Source organism: Pseudomonas sp. CFBP 8758 (genome assembly GCF_014841725.1).
GTDB lineage: Bacteria > Pseudomonadota > Gammaproteobacteria > Pseudomonadales > Pseudomonadaceae > Aquipseudomonas > Aquipseudomonas baltica.
This window is the reverse complement of record NZ_JACYUK010000012.1, coordinates 29,169-45,639: the sequence shown is the minus strand read 5'-3', so window position 1 is coordinate 45,639 and position 16,471 is coordinate 29,169. Positions and strand designations below refer to the sequence as shown.

Below are 16,471 nucleotides of genomic sequence, written 5' to 3'. Positions count from 1 at the left end.
TTTTTCGCTACTTCCTGAACGGTCGCCGCCATTTGATTCATGGCAGTCGCTACCTGATCGGTTTCACTGCGCTGGCTATTGACCCCGGCGCTGGTTTGCTCGGTGACGGCTGAGAGCTGTTCGGCCGCGCCTGCGATCTGAGTGACGCCATCACGCAAGCCGCCTATCAACTGGCGCAGGTTCAGGGTCATCTGGGACATGCTGGTCTGCAGCATGCCGATTTCGTCCTTGCGCGTGCTCGGCTCATTGTGGGTCAGATCACCGCGGGCCACACGGTCAGCCAACTGCAGTGTCTCGCGCAGTGGAACGACTATGAGACGAGTGATGATCCACGCCGCCAGGGCGCTCATGACGAGTGCTGCGGTGAGCCACAAAACCAACATCCGGTTGGCCTGATTGACGTCTGCAAGACGCAGGTCGACCTGGTTCTGCGCCAGTTGGTTGGCCGAACCGAGCAGGACTTCGATGTTCTTCGAGATCCCAGCCTGGCCCTGGTTGATGGTGGCTTGCGAAGACGAGAATCCATTGATGGCGGATCCATAGGCGTTCATCGAGTCCACCAGGCTGGCGACAGCGGAGGTATCCAGGCCGGAACTTGTCAGGTTTTTCATGTAGTCGGAGGCTGCGGCAATCGAGGCGACGGCCAGCTGTTGAGCCTCGGGTTTAAGGGTGTAGGTGTACCCACGAACATCGAAGCGCATCTTTTGAAACAGCATGATTGCCCGGAGCACTGCATCGCGTTGCGCGGCGTCGCCATCCATAGAATTGGCCCGCCCATTCAGCTGTCGCAACTTGGCGTCTGCGGTGTCGGCCGCAGTGCCGAAGACATCTCTGCTGGCTTCACGCGTGTGGGTGGCAGCAATGATGCTGTTGTAATGATCCTTGTATTCCTTCATGGCCGCCATGGCCGCTTTCACGTGAGGAATATTAAGCTCGGAATTCAATACGCTGTTGAGGTAGGCGAGATGGTTATCGAGATTTTCGTAGGCTTTCAGCCAGGTCGTGGCATTGGCGTCGTCAGAGGTCTGGCCATAGACCAGCCGTGCTATGCGCATGTCTCGCGTCAGTGTGCTGAGCTTGGCAATGTCCGTGATGCGCTCGCTGCGCTCACTCATGGAGGCGATGCCTCTCCAGCCCGTCAAGGCGATCAATACGGTAAGTATGATAACTAGTGTGAAGCCAAGTATTAACTTCGATCTGACCGTTAAGTTGGTTAAAGCACTTTTCAACATGTGAGCCTCTCGAAATCGCTGTTTTAGTTTCTCCGGTCGGCTCCTCCATGCCAGTGCTGCGTTCATCCAATCGGCAGCGCACAGGGAATCTTTAGCGAAGACTTTCACGAAAATGAGGTTTTCTTACATGCTGCTTGAAGCATAAAAAGTTCAATTTTTTTAATATTAAATGTAGCGGGTCGAAGCGCCAGGACGCTACTGCTCGTTCGCAGAATGGCAGCAACAGCGTCACGTTGGGGTGGGCCTGACGCCATAGACACGAACACTGACGTTTGTACCCGACGTGCGTGCGCCATTTTTGGATGCGAAAATGATTTGAAAGGGTGCGAGGGGTTGAAGCGATCAAGCTGAGATCGTGCAGCACAAGGAGGTGCTGGACGAAAAGGAGAAGATGGTGCACCAGACGGGATTCGAACCCATGACCCCTGCCTTCGGAGGGCAGTACTCTATCCAGCTGAGCTACTGGTGCGACGCGGGCGCCATGATACCCATGTCGGGGGTGGTCGTCCATTGCGATAACCGGCACATCGTTTGTAATCTGCTACGGTGACACTCGCGCAAGCCGACCATACCCAGGCTTGCAAGGCGTGTCGTTCTTTTTTTCGAACGGCTATTGTCCTTTACCGCCATAGATCCTAGGATTCGTTTGAGATTTCAAACGCTCTTGTCTGGTTGCTGATGCGCATGCGTTCATCCATGCGGTATTTCACCTCAGCCCGGGCGCCTTTTCATCCCTCCATTCGTGCCGTCACGTACGGCGCCATCAAGGAAGCCGACATGCAGCTCAAAGACACCTCGTTGTTCCGCCAGCAAGCCTATATAGATGGTGCGTGGCTGGGCGCCGACAGTGGGCAGGCCATCAAGGTCAGCAACCCGGCCACCAACGAAATCCTCGGCACCGTGCCGAAAATGGGCGCCGCCGAAACTCGCCGCGCCATCGAGGCTGCCGACAAGGCACTGCCCGCCTGGCGTGCGCTGACCGCGAAGGAGCGCTCGAACAAGCTGCGCCGTTGGTTCGAACTGATGATCGAAAACCAGGATGACCTCGCGCGCTTGATGACGCTGGAGCAGGGCAAGCCATTGGCCGAAGCCAAGGGCGAGATCGTCTATGCCGCTTCGTTCATCGAGTGGTTTGCCGAAGAAGCCAAGCGCGTCTACGGCGACACCATTCCCGGCCACCAGCCGGACAAGCGTCTGATCGTGATCAAGCAGCCAATCGGCGTGACCGCCGCCATCACCCCGTGGAACTTCCCGGCCGCGATGATCACCCGCAAAGCGGGCCCGGCGCTGGCCGCAGGCTGCACCATGGTGCTCAAGCCTGCCTCGCAGACGCCGTTCTCGGCATTGGCGCTGGCTGAGCTGGCCGAACGCGCAGGCATTCCCAAGGGTGTGTTCAGCGTCGTGACCGGCAGCGCTGGCGACATCGGCAGTGAGCTGACCAGCAACCCGATCGTGCGCAAGCTGAGCTTCACTGGCTCGACCGAGATCGGTCGCCAGTTGATGGCCGAGTGCGCCAAGGACATCAAGAAAGTCTCGCTGGAGTTGGGTGGCAACGCGCCTTTCATCGTGTTCGACGATGCCGACCTGGACAAGGCGGTCGAAGGCGCGATCATTTCCAAGTACCGCAACAACGGCCAGACCTGCGTCTGCGCCAACCGTATCTATGTGCAGGACGGCGTTTACGACGCGTTCGCCGAGAAGCTGAAGGTTGCGGTGAGCAAGCTCAAGATCGGCAACGGTCTGGAGGAAGGCACCACTACCGGGCCACTGATCGACGACAAGGCCGTGGCCAAGGTCAAGGAACACATCGCCGACGCGGTCAGCAAGGGCGCGACCGTACTCACCGGTGGCAACGCGCTGCAGGGCAACTTCTTCGAGCCGACCGTGCTGGTCAACGTCTCCAAGGATGCCGCGGTGGCCAAGGAAGAAACCTTTGGCCCGCTGGCGCCGCTGTTCCGCTTCCAGGACGAGGCCGAAGTGATTGCCATGTCCAACGACACCGAGTTCGGCCTGGCTTCGTACTTCTATGCCCGCGACATGAGCCGCGTGTTCCGTGTTGCCGAGGCCCTGGAATACGGCATGGTCGGTATCAACACCGGCCTGATCAGCAACGAAGTGGCGCCGTTCGGCGGCATCAAGGCCTCGGGCCTGGGCCGCGAAGGCTCCAAGTACGGCATCGAAGATTACCTGGAAATAAAATACCTCTGCATTTCGGTGTAACCCACCGCGCAGACCCCTTGGCGGCCGGCGGCCGCAGCAGTCGATCATCGTATGCTGCTGCGGTACTTACCGGCCGCTTTATCCTTGAATCACGCCGACCGATGAGCGGCGAATGAGGAATGTCATGAGCAAGACCAACGAATCCCTGATGCAACGCCGCCAGGCTGCCGTGCCACGCGGCGTGGGCCAGATTCACCCGATCTTTGCCGAGTCGGCGCAGAACGCCACGGTTACCGACGTCGAAGGCCGCGAGTTCATCGACTTTGCCGGTGGCATCGCGGTGCTCAACACCGGTCACGTTCATCCGAAGGTGATCGCCGCTGTGCAAGCGCAACTGCACAAGCTGACTCACACCTGCTTCCAGGTGCTGGCATACGAGCCGTACGTTGAAGTCTGCGAGAAGATCAACGCCAAGGTGCCCGGTGACTTCGACAAGAAGACCTTGCTGGTCACCACCGGCTCCGAGGCCGTCGAAAACGCCATCAAGATCGCCCGCGCTGCCACCGGCCGTGCCGGGGTGATCGCCTTCACCGGCGCCTACCACGGCCGCACCATGATGACCCTGGGCCTGACCGGCAAGGTCGTGCCGTACTCGGCTGGCATGGGCCTGATGCCCGGCGGTGTGTTCCGCGCGCTGTACCCCTGCGAACTGCATGGCGTCAGCGTCGACGATTCGATTGCCAGCATCGAGCGCATCTTCAAGAACGACGCCGAGCCGCGTGACATCGCAGCGATCATTCTCGAGCCGGTGCAGGGTGAGGGCGGCTTCTATGTCGCGCCGAAAGCCTTCATGCAGCGTCTGCGCGCCCTGTGCGACCAGCACGGCATCCTGCTGATCGCCGATGAGGTGCAGACCGGCGCAGGCCGTACCGGTACCTTCTTCGCCATGGAGCAAATGGGTGTTGCGCCCGACCTGACCACCTTCGCCAAATCCATCGCTGGCGGTTTCCCTTTGGCCGGCGTGTGCGGCAAAGCCGAGTACATGGACGCCATCGCTCCAGGTGGCCTGGGCGGCACCTACGCGGGCAGCCCGATCGCCTGCGCGGCGGCACTGGCCGTGATGGAAGTGTTCGAGGAAGAGAACCTGCTCGATCGCAGCAAGGCAGTCGGCGAGCACCTGGTGGCGGGCCTGCGCGCCATCCAGGCCAAGTACCCCGTGATCGGTGATGTGCGCGCACTGGGCGCGATGATTGCCATCGAGCTGTTCGAAGGCGGCGACACCCACAAGCCGAACGCCGCAGCAGTGGCCCAGGTCGTTGCCAAGGCGCGCGACAAGGGTTTGATTCTGCTGTCGTGCGGTACTTACGGAAACGTCCTGCGCATCCTGGTTCCACTGACGGCGCCTGACGAGCTGTTGGACCAAGGCTTGGCCATCATCGAAGAGTGCTTCGCTGAGCTGGCGTGAGTGATGTGAATGCTTGGTAGGAAAAACCCGCTTCGGCGGGTTTTTTATGGGGTGGTTTTAGTTTGCACCTCGTTTGCAGCCAGGCGCGTCATGCGCTAAAACCCTCTGCTGAATCCGTTTTTTTGCAGTACCGTTCATACTCACCATCGAGAGTCATGCTGTCATCCCTGGCCCATGGAGTGCGCCTATGAATACCGCTACCAGCATGCCTCCTCGTGTGTTGATCGCCGAATCCGACCCTTGGATGCGTGATCTGTTGTCGCAGATGCTGCTCGATGTACGTTGCGATGCGCGCCTGCAGGCGTGCGCCACGGGACCTGAGGCGCTGGAGCATCTGCGCGAGCCACCGGACTTGGTGATTGCAGCGCGCCAGTTGCTGGGCATCAGCGGTCTGGACTTGCTGCGCGGAGTGCGCAAGAGCCCTCGTCTGTCGGCCTTGCCGTTCATCTTGTTGAGCGAGCGCAGCGACAGCGCGAGCGTGCGCGAAGTGCTGCCCCTAGCGCCGACGGCCTATCTGACCAAACCCTTGAATATGACCAGTTTGAAGGCGCGCCTGCAGACGCTGTTGTCTGGCTCCGCAGAGGTGGTGGTTTGCCGGATTCCGCAGATCGCTGCCGGTACCACTTTGGAACAGTATCTGACGCGTCGCCGCGCGGACTGCGACGGTGGGCCGCTGCTGTGCGACGTGCAGGCGGCGGTGCAGCGGGCGCTGGGGCCAGAGGGCTTGAACCTGAAGGTGCTGGAAGCCAACGTGCGTAGCGACCCGCAAGTCACCGGGGTGCTGGTAAGCGCCGCCAACAGTGCGGCGAAACAGGGCGCGGCGCCGGTGTTGACGCTGATGCAGGCCTTGCAAGCGCTGGGCCCTACGCAGAGCATGAATCTGCTGTTGGGCATGACCACCCGGCCCAGTGCCTACCTGAGTGACCCGCTGCTGCTCGAACAAGCCGAAATCTGCTGGAACCGCTCGACCCACACAGCCGAATTCGCTCGCAACATTGCCCGCCAACAGAATGTGGACGAGTGGCGCTGCTATTGCGCAGGCGTGTTGCACTGCCTGGGCGATCTGGCGCTGCTGCGCGTTTTGCAGGAATGGCGTCTGGCAGGCGGTGAGCTTGACGAGACGAAGCTGACTTACGCGCTACGAACGTTTGGTGCGCCTTATGGCTCGGAATTGCGCCGACGCTGGCGATTGCCGCTCGAGCTGCGCGAGATGATCGCCGCGGCCTACCAGTTGGGCGGCGGGGTGTACTCAAGGGAAAAACTGATCGTGAATATTGCTGCGCAGATGGCATCGCTGGGCGCCGACGAAGACGTCACCCAGATAGCCCAAGGCAAACCAGCACGGTTGCTCAAGATAGGCGTGTCGCAGCTGAACTGGTGGCGGGGCGCGCCAATGATTCGCTGACGTGCTGGGCTATGCCGGGACATGAATAAAGGCCTCTATCTGATCACTGGCCTTGGGGGTGATCGAGAGAGGTGGGGATCACCCACCCCAGCAATTGTCGAAAATCTTCTGTGCGATCCACGGCAGGTCACGCTGAAATTCTGGAAATACCTCGAAGCGGCCGAGCATGCGGTCGGTGCATATGAATACTTTTTGGCCAGAGCCTGCGATGGTGCAGATTGCGCCAAAGCTGACATTGCCTTCGCGGGATGTGGTCACCGGCAAACTATAGAGGCTTTCGCATGACTGGATTTCAGTGGTGTTTTGATTCCAGAGGGCGTTGTCTCTGAATTCTTTCGTCACAGACTCCCAGTCCTCCCAATCAACTTTAGTTAACGTGGAGTAAGCAGGCGGAAAGCTTAGGTGATCTTTGCTGTCATAATTAGCAGCAACCGATAGCGGGACAAGCGTGGCAATCATAAATAATTGTTTCATGTGTAACTCCTTGATTAGTTATTCTCCGTAGCTTCATGGAAAAGTAAACCATGACCTAACGTATGGCTCAAGGAAACGAATATGTCTTTTTGATAGAGAACAATGAAGTTGGCTAGCACAACCTTCACCCAATGGGCTTTGATCTAGGTAGATAATTCTGCAAATTGATACAACATGGTTGAATTCCCTAATGGGCCAGACGCGATCAATTCAGCACGGTTGCATATAATAGGCGTGTCGCAATTGAACGAGTGGCCGGGGACACCAATGGTTCGCTGACTAGGCCGGCACGATCTGGTTCTTGCCCTGGCGCTTGGCCTGGTACATGGCGGCGTCGGAGCGCGAGAAGAGGGAGTCGAGCATTTCGTCTTGCGGCTGAATACTGGTCAGGCCCTGGCTTACCGTCACGCCGTAGTTCTTGCCATTGTGGTGGAAGCTCAGGCGCTGGATTTCGCGCTGCAGGCGCTCGGCGATCTGCATGGCCATGTCCGGCGCGCAGCCCGGGAACACGGCGGCGAATTCTTCACCGCCAATACGCCCGAACAAGTCGCCACGGCGCAGTACCGCACGGCCGGTTTCGGCGATGCGTTGCAGCACGTGGTCACCTTCCTGGTGGCCATAGGTATCGTTGATCATCTTGAAATCGTCGATGTCCAGCAGCAGGAAGGCCATGGGCGTGTCGTTGAGGCGGGACTGCTCGAACTCGCGGTGGGCGCATTCGAAGAAGTGTCGACGGTTGCTGCTCTGGGTCAGGACGTCGGTGGTGGCGAGGCGCTGAAGCTCGCCTTCAAGGTGCTTCTTTTCGGTAATGTCCTCGGCGATACCCACCACGATCACGCGCTGGCCTGCATCCACCTGATGGCTGACGAAGCATTTGTCGCTGAGCCAGCGGATCTGGCCGTCGGCGCTGATGATGCGGTATTCGCGGTCTTCGACAGCGCCTTTGTCGAGGACTTCAGCCAGGCTGCGATCGGCGTAGTCCAGGTCATCCGGATAGATGCTGTCGCGCCATTCGTTGTAGTCGGCCAGCAGCAAACCCACCGAGCGGCCGAAAATCCGTTCGTAGGCGGGGCTGACGTAGATCATCTGCTGGGTTTCCCAATCGAACGCCCAGAGTACCGCGTTGACGCTGACCAACAGCGAGCTGAACAGCTGCTCGCGCTCCTTGAGCCGCGCGACCTCACCCTGGGCATGCATCAAGGCCAATAGGGTTTCAGCGGCTTCGGGTAGAGGTTTGACGGGTGTAGAAGGTAATTTTTTATTGACCATCATCACGGCATCTCAGAGGCGTTGGGATTACTGCGAACGGATGCGCGAAAAGGCGCGGCCAAGGCATGATCCCAGGCGGTAGCGCTATGAGTCTGAGAGCGGAAAATTGTAACGAAGTTCCGAACGGCGCGCCCTGGGGCCAAGGCGCACCGATAAACGGCTCAGGCTGCAGCAGGCCTCAGCGAGTACGTCTTGAGCTGGGTCGCGAAGTCGCGCAGCGAGTGAATGCCACTGGCTTCGGCCTCTTGGATCCAATCCTTGATGGCGGCGAGCATATCATGACCGTTGGAGCTGGTGCGCGCCCAGATCTGTTGCAGGGCCAGGCGCTTTTCATAGATGACGCGCAATGCGTGGCTGTGTTCGAGCATCGTCTGGATGTGCAGGTGATGCCCTTCGTCCAGCAGGCTGGTTTCACGCGACAGCAGGCGCTTGGCCCGGCGGAACTGGTGACGTACCGATTCGTCGACCCTGCTCAGCTCCTGTTGCACCAGCGGCGCGATCACCAGCTTGCGGTACTGCGCCATGATCTGGAAGCGATTGTTGAGGATCGCCATGGCGGTGTCCATGTCGAGCTGGCCCTTGCCTTCCACGCGGTGGGCAATCGGTGCCACGCGCTGGACCTTGGCCAGGCGCAGCCAGGTAAACAGCTTGATCCAGGCCCACCCCATGTCGAACTCCCATTTCTTGACCGACAGCTTGGCCGAATTGGGGTAGGTGTGGTGGTTGTTGTGCAGTTCTTCGCCGCCGACGATGATGCCCCACGGCACCAGGTTGGTGGCCGCGTCGCGGCATTCGAAGTTGCGGTAGCCCACGGCGTGGCCGAGGCCATTGATGACACCGGCTGCCCAGAAGGGAATCCACATCATCTGCACGGCCCACACGGTCAGGCCGAGGGCGCCGAACAGCAGCAGGTCGATGACCAGCATCAGGACCACGCCAGTGTGGCGGAAGCGCGAGTACAGGTTGCGCTCGATCCAGTCTTCGGGGCAGTTCTTGCCATAGATGCGCAAGGTGTCGGGGTTTTCCGCCTCTTTGCGATAGAGCTCGGCGCCGGTACGCATCACGGTGCCCAGGCCCTTGATCACGGGGCTGTGCGGATCGTCGACGGTTTCGCATTTGGCGTGGTGCTTGCGGTGGATGGCGGTCCACTCGCGGGTGTTCTGGGCAGTGGTGAGCCAGAGCCAGAAACGGAAGAAGTGCTTGAGCCCGGCGTTGAGTTCCAGCGAGCGGTGGGCGGAATAGCGGTGCAGGTAGACAGTGACGCTGATGATGGTCACATGGGTCAGCAACAACGTGACTGCCACCACTTGCCAGGCGGACAGATCGAGAAAACCGTTGTACCACATAGGCGGGAAGGCCCTCGGTTGGGTGGGTAATGCGTGCAGCGCATTATCGACTAGCTATCAGATAAAGCCAGTCGCTCTTTTAGATAAGAGTCGCTGAATGTTTCTATTCTATAATTGGTACACATTTTGTGTGGCCGATTGACCCTATGTCTGTTTTATCTCGGGTTACAGCGCGCGGCGTTGTGATTTACCTGATTGTCTGTGTGGTGTGGTTTCTGTTGTGCGGTCGTGTGGCAAACGGCCTTTTCGGAGCGTCGTCGGCCGGATGGGGGGTTCATCTGGCCGGTTGCGGTGTGTGGTTGCTGGGCAGTGCGTTCGCCTTTGGCTGGCTGCGCGCGCGGCAGGCCAACCGCGAAAGCCGACGTTTGTCGGCAGCGGTTTTCGACTGCACCGCCGACGGCGTGCTGGTGACCGACACTGCAGGGCGCATCCTGCAGGTCAACCGGGCCTTCATGGCGATCACCGGGTATGCCGAGGACGAAGTGCTCGGGCAGAACCCGAACACGTTCAAATCCGGGCAGCATCCGCCGGCCTTCTATCAACAGATGTTTCGCACGCTGGCCGAGCACGACCAGTGGAGCGGCGAGATCTGGAACCGGCGCAAGGGCGGCGACAGCTACCCGCAGTGGCAGACCATCCGCGCGATCCGCGATGATCGGGGCAAGCAGAGCCACTATGTGGCGGTGTTCTCCGACATCAGCGCGATCAGGCATTCGCAGCGCGAGCTGGCCCATCTGGCACACCATGATCCGCTGACCGGGTTGCCCAACCGCCTGCTGTTCAGCCACCGCACCGAGCACGCCTTGAGTACGGCCCGGCTTGCGCAACGCTGCTGCGCGTTGTTGCTCATCGACCTCGACCACTTCCAGAACGTCAACGACAGCTTCGGTCATGGCGTGGGCGATCGGTTGCTGATGGCCGTGGTCGAGCGTTTGCAGTGCGGGTTGGGCGAGGAGGTGACCCTGGCTCGGCTGGGCGGCGACGAGTTTGCGGTGCTGATGGAAGGCGAGTTGCGCACAGGGCAGGCGACGGCGCTGGGGCAGGGGTTGCTCGAAGGCCTGCGCGCGCCCTTCGCCATCGACGGGCACACCTTGTTCATCAGCGCCAGCATGGGCATCAGTCTGTTTCCCGACGACGCGCAGGGTGCCGAGCAGCTGTTGCGCAACGCCGACTCGGCGCTGTTCCAGGCCAAGGCACGGGGCCGTTCGAGCTATGCCCTGTATACCCAAGAGCTGACCACCCGCGCCCAGCAGCAGATCGAAGTGACCGCAGAACTGCGCCAGGCCCTGGCCGACGGGCAGTTGCGGGTGCACTACCAACCGGTGCATGCCCTGCGCGACAAGGCCATGGTCGGGGTGGAGGCGCTGGTGCGCTGGCAGCACCCGGAGCGCGGCCTGGTACCGCCGGGGCAGTTCATACCGATCGCCGAGCGCAGTGGCTTGATCGCCGAGATCGACACCTGGGTGCTGGCCACCGCGTGCCGCCAGATGCGGCAGTGGCAGGTCGAGGGCAAGGCACTGGATTTCGTCGCGGTGAACATCTCTAGCCGTCTGTTCAGCCACCATGATCTCTACCGGCAGGTCGAAAGGGTCCTGGCCGAGACAGAGCTGGCGCCTGCGCATCTGGAACTGGAAGTGACCGAAAGTGCGGTGATGGATGATCCGGACCGCGCACTGGAGCAATTGCATCACCTGCGCGATCTGGGTTTGCAACTGGCGATCGACGACTTCGGCACCGGTTATTCATCCCTGCTCAGGCTCAAGCGCCTGCCGGTCCACAAGCTCAAGATCGACCAGGGTTTCGTCGCCGGCCTGCCCGGCGACGAAGACGATGTGGCGATCACCACGGCGATCATCGCGCTGGCGCACAGCATGGGCATGCAGGTGCACGCCGAGGGCATCGAGCAGGCGAATCAGGCGCAGTTCCTGCTGGAGCACGGTTGCGGACTGGGCCAGGGCTATTGGTTCGGTCGTCCGGTGCAAGCCGCTGCGCTGCAATGGCAGGTCGAGTAGGTGCAGATAAAAACTTCTGGTTATATGAAAATTCTTAAACAGTATTTTTAAGAATAATAAGACCGCTCTACTATCGCGCTCACGCCACCTTGGCACCCCTTACCCAGGAGCATGATCATGAGCGCATCGCTACGCAGCGTCGAAGGACAGGACGAAGCCACCATTCTGCGGGAAATTCAGAGTGCGCTGCGCGACCTGCGTTTCGGTGCGGTGGAGATCACCGTACACAACGCTCAAGTCGTGCAGATCGAACGCAAGGAAAAATTCCGTTTGCAGAACCCGGGCAACAAGCCCAGCTGAGTACGCGTCCTGCGTAGCAGCCATAAGAAAAATACCCGCCATTCCAGGAGCTTCGTCCATGTCTATCCGCCGTTATGCCTTGGCAGCCCTCGCCAGCGCCGTATTTGCCGGCTCCGCCGTCGCCAAGGACTACGAGCTGCTCAACGTGTCCTACGATCCGACCCGCGAGCTGTACCAGGAATACAACGCCGAGTTCGTTAACTTCTGGAAAAAGGAACACGCGGGCGACACCGTGTCGATCAAGCAATCCCACGGTGGTTCGGGCAAACAGGGCCGCGCGGTGATCGACGGCCTGCCCGCCGATGTGGTGACCCTGGCGCTGGCCGGTGACATCGACGAGATCAGCCGCTTGGGCAAGTCCATCCCGGAGAACTGGCAGACCCGTCTGCCGGACGCCAGCACGCCCTACACCTCGACCATCGTGTTTCTGGTGCGCAAGGGCAACCCCAAGGGCATCAAGGACTGGGGCGACCTGATCAAGAATGATGTCTCGGTGATCACGCCGAATCCGAAGACGTCCGGCGGCGCCCGCTGGAATTTCCTGGCAGCCTGGGCCTACGGCCTGAAAGCCGGCGGTGGCGACGAAGGCAAAGCCAAAGAGTACGTACAGACGCTGTTCAAGCACGTGCCGATCCTGGACACCGGTGCCCGTGGCTCGACCATCACCTTCGTCAACAATGGTCAGGGTGATGTGTTGCTGGCCTGGGAGAACGAGGCGTTCCTGGCATTGAAGGAAGACGGTGGCGCGGACAAGTTCGACATTGTCGTGCCTTCGCTGTCGATTTTGGCTGAGCCGCCAGTGGCCGTGGTCGACAAGAACGTGAAGAAGAAAGGCAACGAGGAAATCGCCGAAGCCTACCTCAAGCACCTGTACAGCCCGGCTGGCCAGGAAATCGCTGCGAAGAACTTCTATCGTCCGCGCGACAAGGATGTGGCAGCCAAGTATGCGAAGCAATTTCCAGCGCTGAATCTGGTTACTATCGACAAGGATTTCGGCGGGTGGAAAACCGCACAGCCTAAATTCTTCAATGATGGTGGGGTGTTCGATCAGATTTATCAGGCTCAATAAGATTCGTTGAGGCGACTGGCCTCTTCGCGGGCAGAGCCCCGCTCCCACAGGTCACCGTAAAGCCTGTGGAAGTGGGCTCTGCCCGCGAAGAGGCCCGATTGCGTAAACCGTATTCATCAAGGACTTCTATGTCGCGTCGTATCTCCCCCGTCATACCCGGCTTCGGGCTGACGCTGGGCTACACCGTCGTGTACCTCAGCCTGATCGTGCTGATCCCCCTGGCCGCCATGTTCGTGCATGCTGCGCAGCTGACCTGGGAACAGTTCTGGACCATCGTTACCGCACCTCGCGTACTCGCCGCACTGAAACTCAGTTTCGGCACGGCGTTGTGTGCGGCGATCATCAATGGAGTGATCGGCACCCTGCTGGCCTGGGTGCTGGTGCGCTACACCTTTCCCGGACGCAAGATCATCGATGCGATGATCGACCTGCCGTTCGCCCTGCCCACGGCCGTGGCAGGCATTGCCCTGACGGCGCTGTATGCACCCAACGGCCTGGTTGGGCAGTTCGCCGCCGACCTGGGTTTCAAGATCGCCTACACCCCCTTGGGCATCACCCTGGCCCTGACCTTTGTCACCCTGCCGTTCGTGGTGCGCACGGTGCAGCCGGTGCTGGCCGACATCCCGCGCGAGGTCGAGGAAGCCGCAGCCTGCCTGGGTGCCAAGCCGTTGCAGGTGTTCCGCTTCATCCTCGCGCCGGCGCTGTTGCCTGCCTGGCTCACCGGTTTCGCGCTGGCGTTCGCCCGCGGCGTGGGTGAGTACGGATCGGTCATTTTCATTGCCGGCAACATGCCGATGAAGACCGAAATCCTGCCGCTGCTGATCATGGTCAAGCTGGACCAATACGACTACACCGGCGCCACGGCCATCGGCGTGATGATGCTGGTGGTTTCCTTCATTCTGCTGCTGCTGATCAACTTGTTGCAGCGGCGCATCGAAACCCCTTGAAGGAGGCTCCGCACATGTCTGCATCTTCCATTGCTGCCTCCACCAATGCGGCCCGACGTGGCAGCGCAACCTCGCGGCGGGTGTTGATCGCCCTGGGCTGGCTGGTGTTCGCCGTGTTTCTGTTGTTGCCGTTGCTGATCGTCGTGTCCCAGGGCTTGAAGCAGGGCCTGGGGACCTTTTTCGCGGCGATCTTCGAGCCCGATGCGCTGTCGGCGCTGAAGCTGACGGTGTTCGCCGTGCTCATTTCGGTGCCGCTGAACCTGGTGTTCGGCGTCAGCGCCGCGTGGTGCGTGAGCAAGTATTCGTTTCGCGGCAAGAGCATTCTGGTCACGTTGATCGACCTGCCGTTCTCGGTGTCGCCGGTGATTGCCGGTCTGGTTTATGTGCTGATGTTCGGCGCTCAGGGCCTGTTCGGGCCGTGGCTGCAGGACCACGACATCCAGATCGTGTTCGCCTTGCCAGGTATCGTGCTGGCCACCATCTTCGTGACCGTGCCGTTCGTGGCCCGCGAGCTGATCCCGCTGATGCAGGAACAAGGCACGCAGGAAGAGGAAGCGGCGCGTCTGCTGGGCGCGAATGGCTGGCAGATGTTCTGGTACGTCACCGTGCCGAACATCAAGTGGGGGCTGATCTACGGCGTGGTGCTGTGTACCGCGCGGGCCATGGGCGAGTTCGGTGCCGTCTCGGTGGTGTCCGGGCACATTCGCGGCGTGACCAATACCCTGCCGCTGCACGTGGAAATTCTCTACAACGAATACAACCATGTCGCCGCCTTTGCCGTTGCGAGCCTGTTGCTGATCCTGGCGCTCTTCATCCTGCTGCTCAAGCAGTGGAGCGAGTCCCGTATTGACCGCCTGCGCAACAGCGCCGCGGAGGAATGATTAATGTCGATCGAAGTTCGTAACGTCAGCAAGCGCTTCAATGCCTTCCAGGCCCTGGACTCCATCAATCTGGACATCCAGAGTGGCGAGCTGGTGGCTCTGCTGGGCCCATCCGGGTGCGGCAAGACCACCTTGCTGCGCATCATCGCCGGCCTGGAAACGCCCGACCAGGGCAGCATCGTGTTCCACGGCGAGGACGTTTCCGGCCACGATGTGCGGGATCGCAACGTCGGTTTCGTGTTCCAGCACTACGCGCTGTTCCGACACATGACAGTGTTCGACAACGTCGCCTTTGGCTTGCGCATGAAACCCAAGCGCGAGCGGCCCACCGAAACGGTGATTGCGCAGAAGGTGCATGAGCTGTTGAACATGGTGCAGCTGGACTGGTTGCACGATCGCTACCCCGAGCAGTTGTCCGGTGGCCAGCGCCAGCGTATTGCCCTGGCCCGTGCCCTGGCGGTCGAGCCCAAGGTGTTGCTGCTCGACGAACCTTTCGGCGCGCTCGACGCCAAGGTGCGCAAGGAGCTGCGTCGCTGGCTGGCGCGCTTGCACGAGGACATCAACCTGACTTCGGTCTTCGTGACCCACGACCAGGAAGAAGCCATGGAAGTGGCGGATCGCATCGTGGTGATGAACAAGGGTGTCATCGAGCAGATCGGTTCGCCAGGCGAGGTGTACGAGAACCCGGCCAGCGACTTCGTCTATCACTTTCTGGGCGACTCCAACCGCTTGCAGTTGGGTGGTGAGGAGCATGTGCTGTTTCGTCCGCACGAAGTGTCGCTGTCGCGCCACGAGCTGGACGACCATCACGCCGCCGAGGTGCGTGACATTCGTCCGTTGGGCGCGACCACGCGGGTGACGCTCAAGGTCGAGGGGCAGAGCGAGCTGATCGAGGCCGAAGTGGTCAAGGACCATGACAGCCTGAGTGGCCTGGCGCGGGGCGAGACGTTGTTCTTCAAGCCCAAGGTCTGGCAGAAGGCGTCAGGTCTGTAGCAGCGGCGCAAGCCGCGTCCGGGGTCGATGCGGTGCAGCAGGCAGACTGTACGTGCCGCCGACGCGGCTTGCGCCGCTGCTACAGAAAATCACGCGCACCTTGTAGCAGCGGCGCAAGCCGCGTCCGGGGTTATGCGGTGGCAGCAGGCAGACCGCGCGTGCCGCCGACGCGGCTTGCGGCGCTGCTACGGGGCTGACTGACCTTTATTTTGGTTATTAATAAATAGCTTCTTATTCCTTAACGGATATAACTCCTTTCCCTATACTGGCCTCCAACGCAACGTTTGCAGGAGGCGCATCCCATGCGCAATGAGTCGATCCGCTATCTGATCGTGCCAGGCTGGCAGGGCTCGTCCGACGACCATTGGCAAAGCCATTGGCAACAAACCCTGCCCAACAGCGCGCGGGTCGAGCAGGACGACTGGCTCACGCCACGGCGTGAAGACTGGGTCGCGGCGCTGGACCGCGCGGTGAATGCCAGCGCCGATCCGGTGATTCTCATTGCTCACAGCCTGGGATGCGTGACCGTCGCCCACTGGTCGGTCGCCGCCTCGCTGGTCTCGTTGCGCAAGGTTCGCGGAGCCCTATTGGTGGCGCCCGCAGACGTAGAGCGCCCGGCCTGCTCGCCGGCCCTGCGCAACTTCGCACCTATCCCCAAACATCTGCTGCCATTCCCCAGCCAAGTGGTGGGCTCGGACAACGACCCTGCGGCCAGTGCTCCGCGAGCCTTGCAACTGGCCCGCGACTGGGGCGCCGAAGCCGGCATTCTGGCCGGTGCCGGGCATATCAACGTCAAGTCCGGGCATCGACGCTGGGAACAGGGGTTTGCCTACCTCTATCGCCTGCAGAGTCGCATGGACCAGCACATCCAGCTGCGCGCCTGAATGCCCGACAACCGAGTACGCCGCCTGCAGCCAG

13 protein-coding genes, 1 tRNA gene and 1 pseudogene are annotated in these 16,471 nt (G+C 60.6%); 10 read left to right on the top strand and 5 right to left on the bottom strand.

Annotated elements, in window-relative coordinates; translation table 11 throughout:
• Positions 1–182 precede the first annotated feature (182 nt).
• Both IFT75_RS21705 and IFT75_RS20575 read right to left on the bottom strand, forming a co-directional pair.
• Positions 183–1,232, bottom strand: a pseudogene (locus IFT75_RS21705) (methyl-accepting chemotaxis protein); the annotation flags it as partial.
• A gap of 392 nt (positions 1,233–1,624) precedes the next feature.
• Positions 1,625–1,701: transfer RNA gene (locus tag IFT75_RS20575), tRNA-Arg, on the bottom strand.
• Between the two features lie 308 nt (positions 1,702–2,009).
• Here IFT75_RS20575 and gabD point away from each other — a divergent pair.
• The 3 genes from gabD (at position 2,010) to IFT75_RS20560 (ending at position 6,262) form a co-directional block, all read left to right on the top strand.
• On the top strand, positions 2,010–3,452 hold the full coding sequence (gene gabD / locus IFT75_RS20570; protein WP_122795954.1) for an NADP-dependent succinate-semialdehyde dehydrogenase: 1,443 nt from the start codon (positions 2,010–2,012) through the stop codon (positions 3,450–3,452).
• A 124-nt stretch (positions 3,453–3,576) separates the two neighbouring features.
• On the top strand, positions 3,577–4,857 hold the full coding sequence (gene gabT, locus IFT75_RS20565; protein ID WP_122714248.1) for a 4-aminobutyrate--2-oxoglutarate transaminase: 1,281 nt from the start codon (positions 3,577–3,579) through the stop codon (positions 4,855–4,857).
• Between the two features lie 187 nt (positions 4,858–5,044).
• On the top strand, positions 5,045–6,262 hold the full coding sequence (locus IFT75_RS20560; protein ID WP_192056530.1) for an HDOD domain-containing protein: 1,218 nt from the start codon (positions 5,045–5,047) through the stop codon (positions 6,260–6,262).
• A 78-nt stretch (positions 6,263–6,340) separates the two neighbouring features.
• Here IFT75_RS20560 and IFT75_RS20555 read toward each other — a convergent pair whose 3' ends face one another.
• The 3 genes from IFT75_RS20555 to desA all read right to left on the bottom strand — a co-directional run bounded on the left by IFT75_RS20555 (position 6,341) and on the right by desA (position 9,351).
• Entirely contained in the window at positions 6,341–6,736 is a 396-nt protein-coding gene (locus tag IFT75_RS20555; protein ID WP_192056528.1) for a hypothetical protein, read from the bottom strand.
• Positions 6,737–7,015: 279 nt separating this feature from the next.
• Entirely contained in the window at positions 7,016–8,005 is a 990-nt protein-coding gene (locus IFT75_RS20550) for a GGDEF domain-containing protein (RefSeq protein WP_240998864.1), read from the bottom strand.
• Between the two features lie 161 nt (positions 8,006–8,166).
• Positions 8,167–9,351 carry a delta-9 fatty acid desaturase DesA gene (gene desA / locus IFT75_RS20545; RefSeq protein ID WP_122480636.1) on the bottom strand — a complete coding sequence of 395 codons (1,185 nt, stop codon included), beginning with the start codon at positions 9,349–9,351 and terminating at the stop codon, positions 8,167–8,169.
• A 146-nt stretch (positions 9,352–9,497) separates the two neighbouring features.
• Here desA and dibA point away from each other — a divergent pair, with 146 nt between their 5' ends.
• From dibA to IFT75_RS20510, 7 genes are all read left to right on the top strand, one after another.
• Entirely contained in the window at positions 9,498–11,363 is a 1,866-nt protein-coding gene (dibA, locus tag IFT75_RS20540) for a phosphodiesterase DibA (protein WP_192056526.1), read from the top strand.
• Positions 11,364–11,480: 117 nt separating this feature from the next.
• A complete protein-coding gene (gene oscA, locus IFT75_RS20535) occupies positions 11,481–11,663 on the top strand; it encodes a sulfur starvation response protein OscA (RefSeq protein ID WP_043191814.1) in 183 nt (60 codons plus the stop codon).
• Positions 11,664–11,721: 58 nt separating this feature from the next.
• Positions 11,722–12,732 (top strand): sulfate ABC transporter substrate-binding protein, encoded by a 1,011-nt coding sequence (locus IFT75_RS20530; protein WP_192056525.1) that lies wholly within the window; start codon positions 11,722–11,724, stop codon positions 12,730–12,732.
• A 128-nt stretch (positions 12,733–12,860) separates the two neighbouring features.
• Positions 12,861–13,679 carry a sulfate ABC transporter permease subunit CysT gene (gene cysT, locus IFT75_RS20525; RefSeq protein WP_056844570.1) on the top strand — a complete coding sequence of 273 codons (819 nt, stop codon included), beginning with the start codon at positions 12,861–12,863 and terminating at the stop codon, positions 13,677–13,679.
• Positions 13,680–13,693: 14 nt separating this feature from the next.
• On the top strand, positions 13,694–14,560 hold the full coding sequence (cysW, locus tag IFT75_RS20520; protein ID WP_122480633.1) for a sulfate ABC transporter permease subunit CysW: 867 nt from the start codon (positions 13,694–13,696) through the stop codon (positions 14,558–14,560).
• Positions 14,561–14,563: 3 nt separating this feature from the next.
• The gene (locus IFT75_RS20515; protein ID WP_122480632.1) at positions 14,564–15,553 is read left to right on the top strand and encodes a sulfate/molybdate ABC transporter ATP-binding protein; all 990 of its coding nucleotides are present in this window, start codon (positions 14,564–14,566) and stop codon (positions 15,551–15,553) included.
• Positions 15,554–15,855: 302 nt separating this feature from the next.
• Positions 15,856–16,437, top strand: a complete 582-nt coding sequence (locus IFT75_RS20510; protein ID WP_192056523.1) for an alpha/beta hydrolase — start codon at positions 15,856–15,858, stop codon at positions 16,435–16,437.
• Positions 16,438–16,471: the final 34 nt, after the last annotated feature.

Excerpts from the sequence above, each read along its gene's own strand:
- gabD (WP_122795954.1), top strand. The coding sequence starts at position 2,010 with ATGCAGCTCAAAGACACCTCGTTGTTCCGCCAGCAAGCCTATATAGAT.
- gabT (WP_122714248.1), top strand. The coding sequence starts at position 3,577 with ATGAGCAAGACCAACGAATCCCTGATGCAACGCCGCCAGGCTGCCGTG.
- IFT75_RS20560 (WP_192056530.1), top strand. The coding sequence starts at position 5,045 with ATGAATACCGCTACCAGCATGCCTCCTCGTGTGTTGATCGCCGAATCC.
- IFT75_RS20555 (WP_192056528.1), bottom strand. The coding sequence starts at position 6,736 with ATGAAACAATTATTTATGATTGCCACGCTTGTCCCGCTATCGGTTGCT.
- IFT75_RS20550 (WP_240998864.1), bottom strand. The coding sequence starts at position 8,005 with ATGGTCAATAAAAAATTACCTTCTACACCCGTCAAACCTCTACCCGAA.
- desA (WP_122480636.1), bottom strand. The coding sequence starts at position 9,351 with ATGTGGTACAACGGTTTTCTCGATCTGTCCGCCTGGCAAGTGGTGGCA.
- dibA (WP_192056526.1), top strand. The coding sequence starts at position 9,498 with ATGTCTGTTTTATCTCGGGTTACAGCGCGCGGCGTTGTGATTTACCTG.
- oscA (WP_043191814.1), top strand. The coding sequence starts at position 11,481 with ATGAGCGCATCGCTACGCAGCGTCGAAGGACAGGACGAAGCCACCATT.
- IFT75_RS20530 (WP_192056525.1), top strand. The coding sequence starts at position 11,722 with ATGTCTATCCGCCGTTATGCCTTGGCAGCCCTCGCCAGCGCCGTATTT.
- cysT (WP_056844570.1), top strand. The coding sequence starts at position 12,861 with ATGTCGCGTCGTATCTCCCCCGTCATACCCGGCTTCGGGCTGACGCTG.
- cysW (WP_122480633.1), top strand. The coding sequence starts at position 13,694 with ATGTCTGCATCTTCCATTGCTGCCTCCACCAATGCGGCCCGACGTGGC.
- IFT75_RS20515 (WP_122480632.1), top strand. The coding sequence starts at position 14,564 with ATGTCGATCGAAGTTCGTAACGTCAGCAAGCGCTTCAATGCCTTCCAG.
- IFT75_RS20510 (WP_192056523.1), top strand. The coding sequence starts at position 15,856 with ATGCGCAATGAGTCGATCCGCTATCTGATCGTGCCAGGCTGGCAGGGC.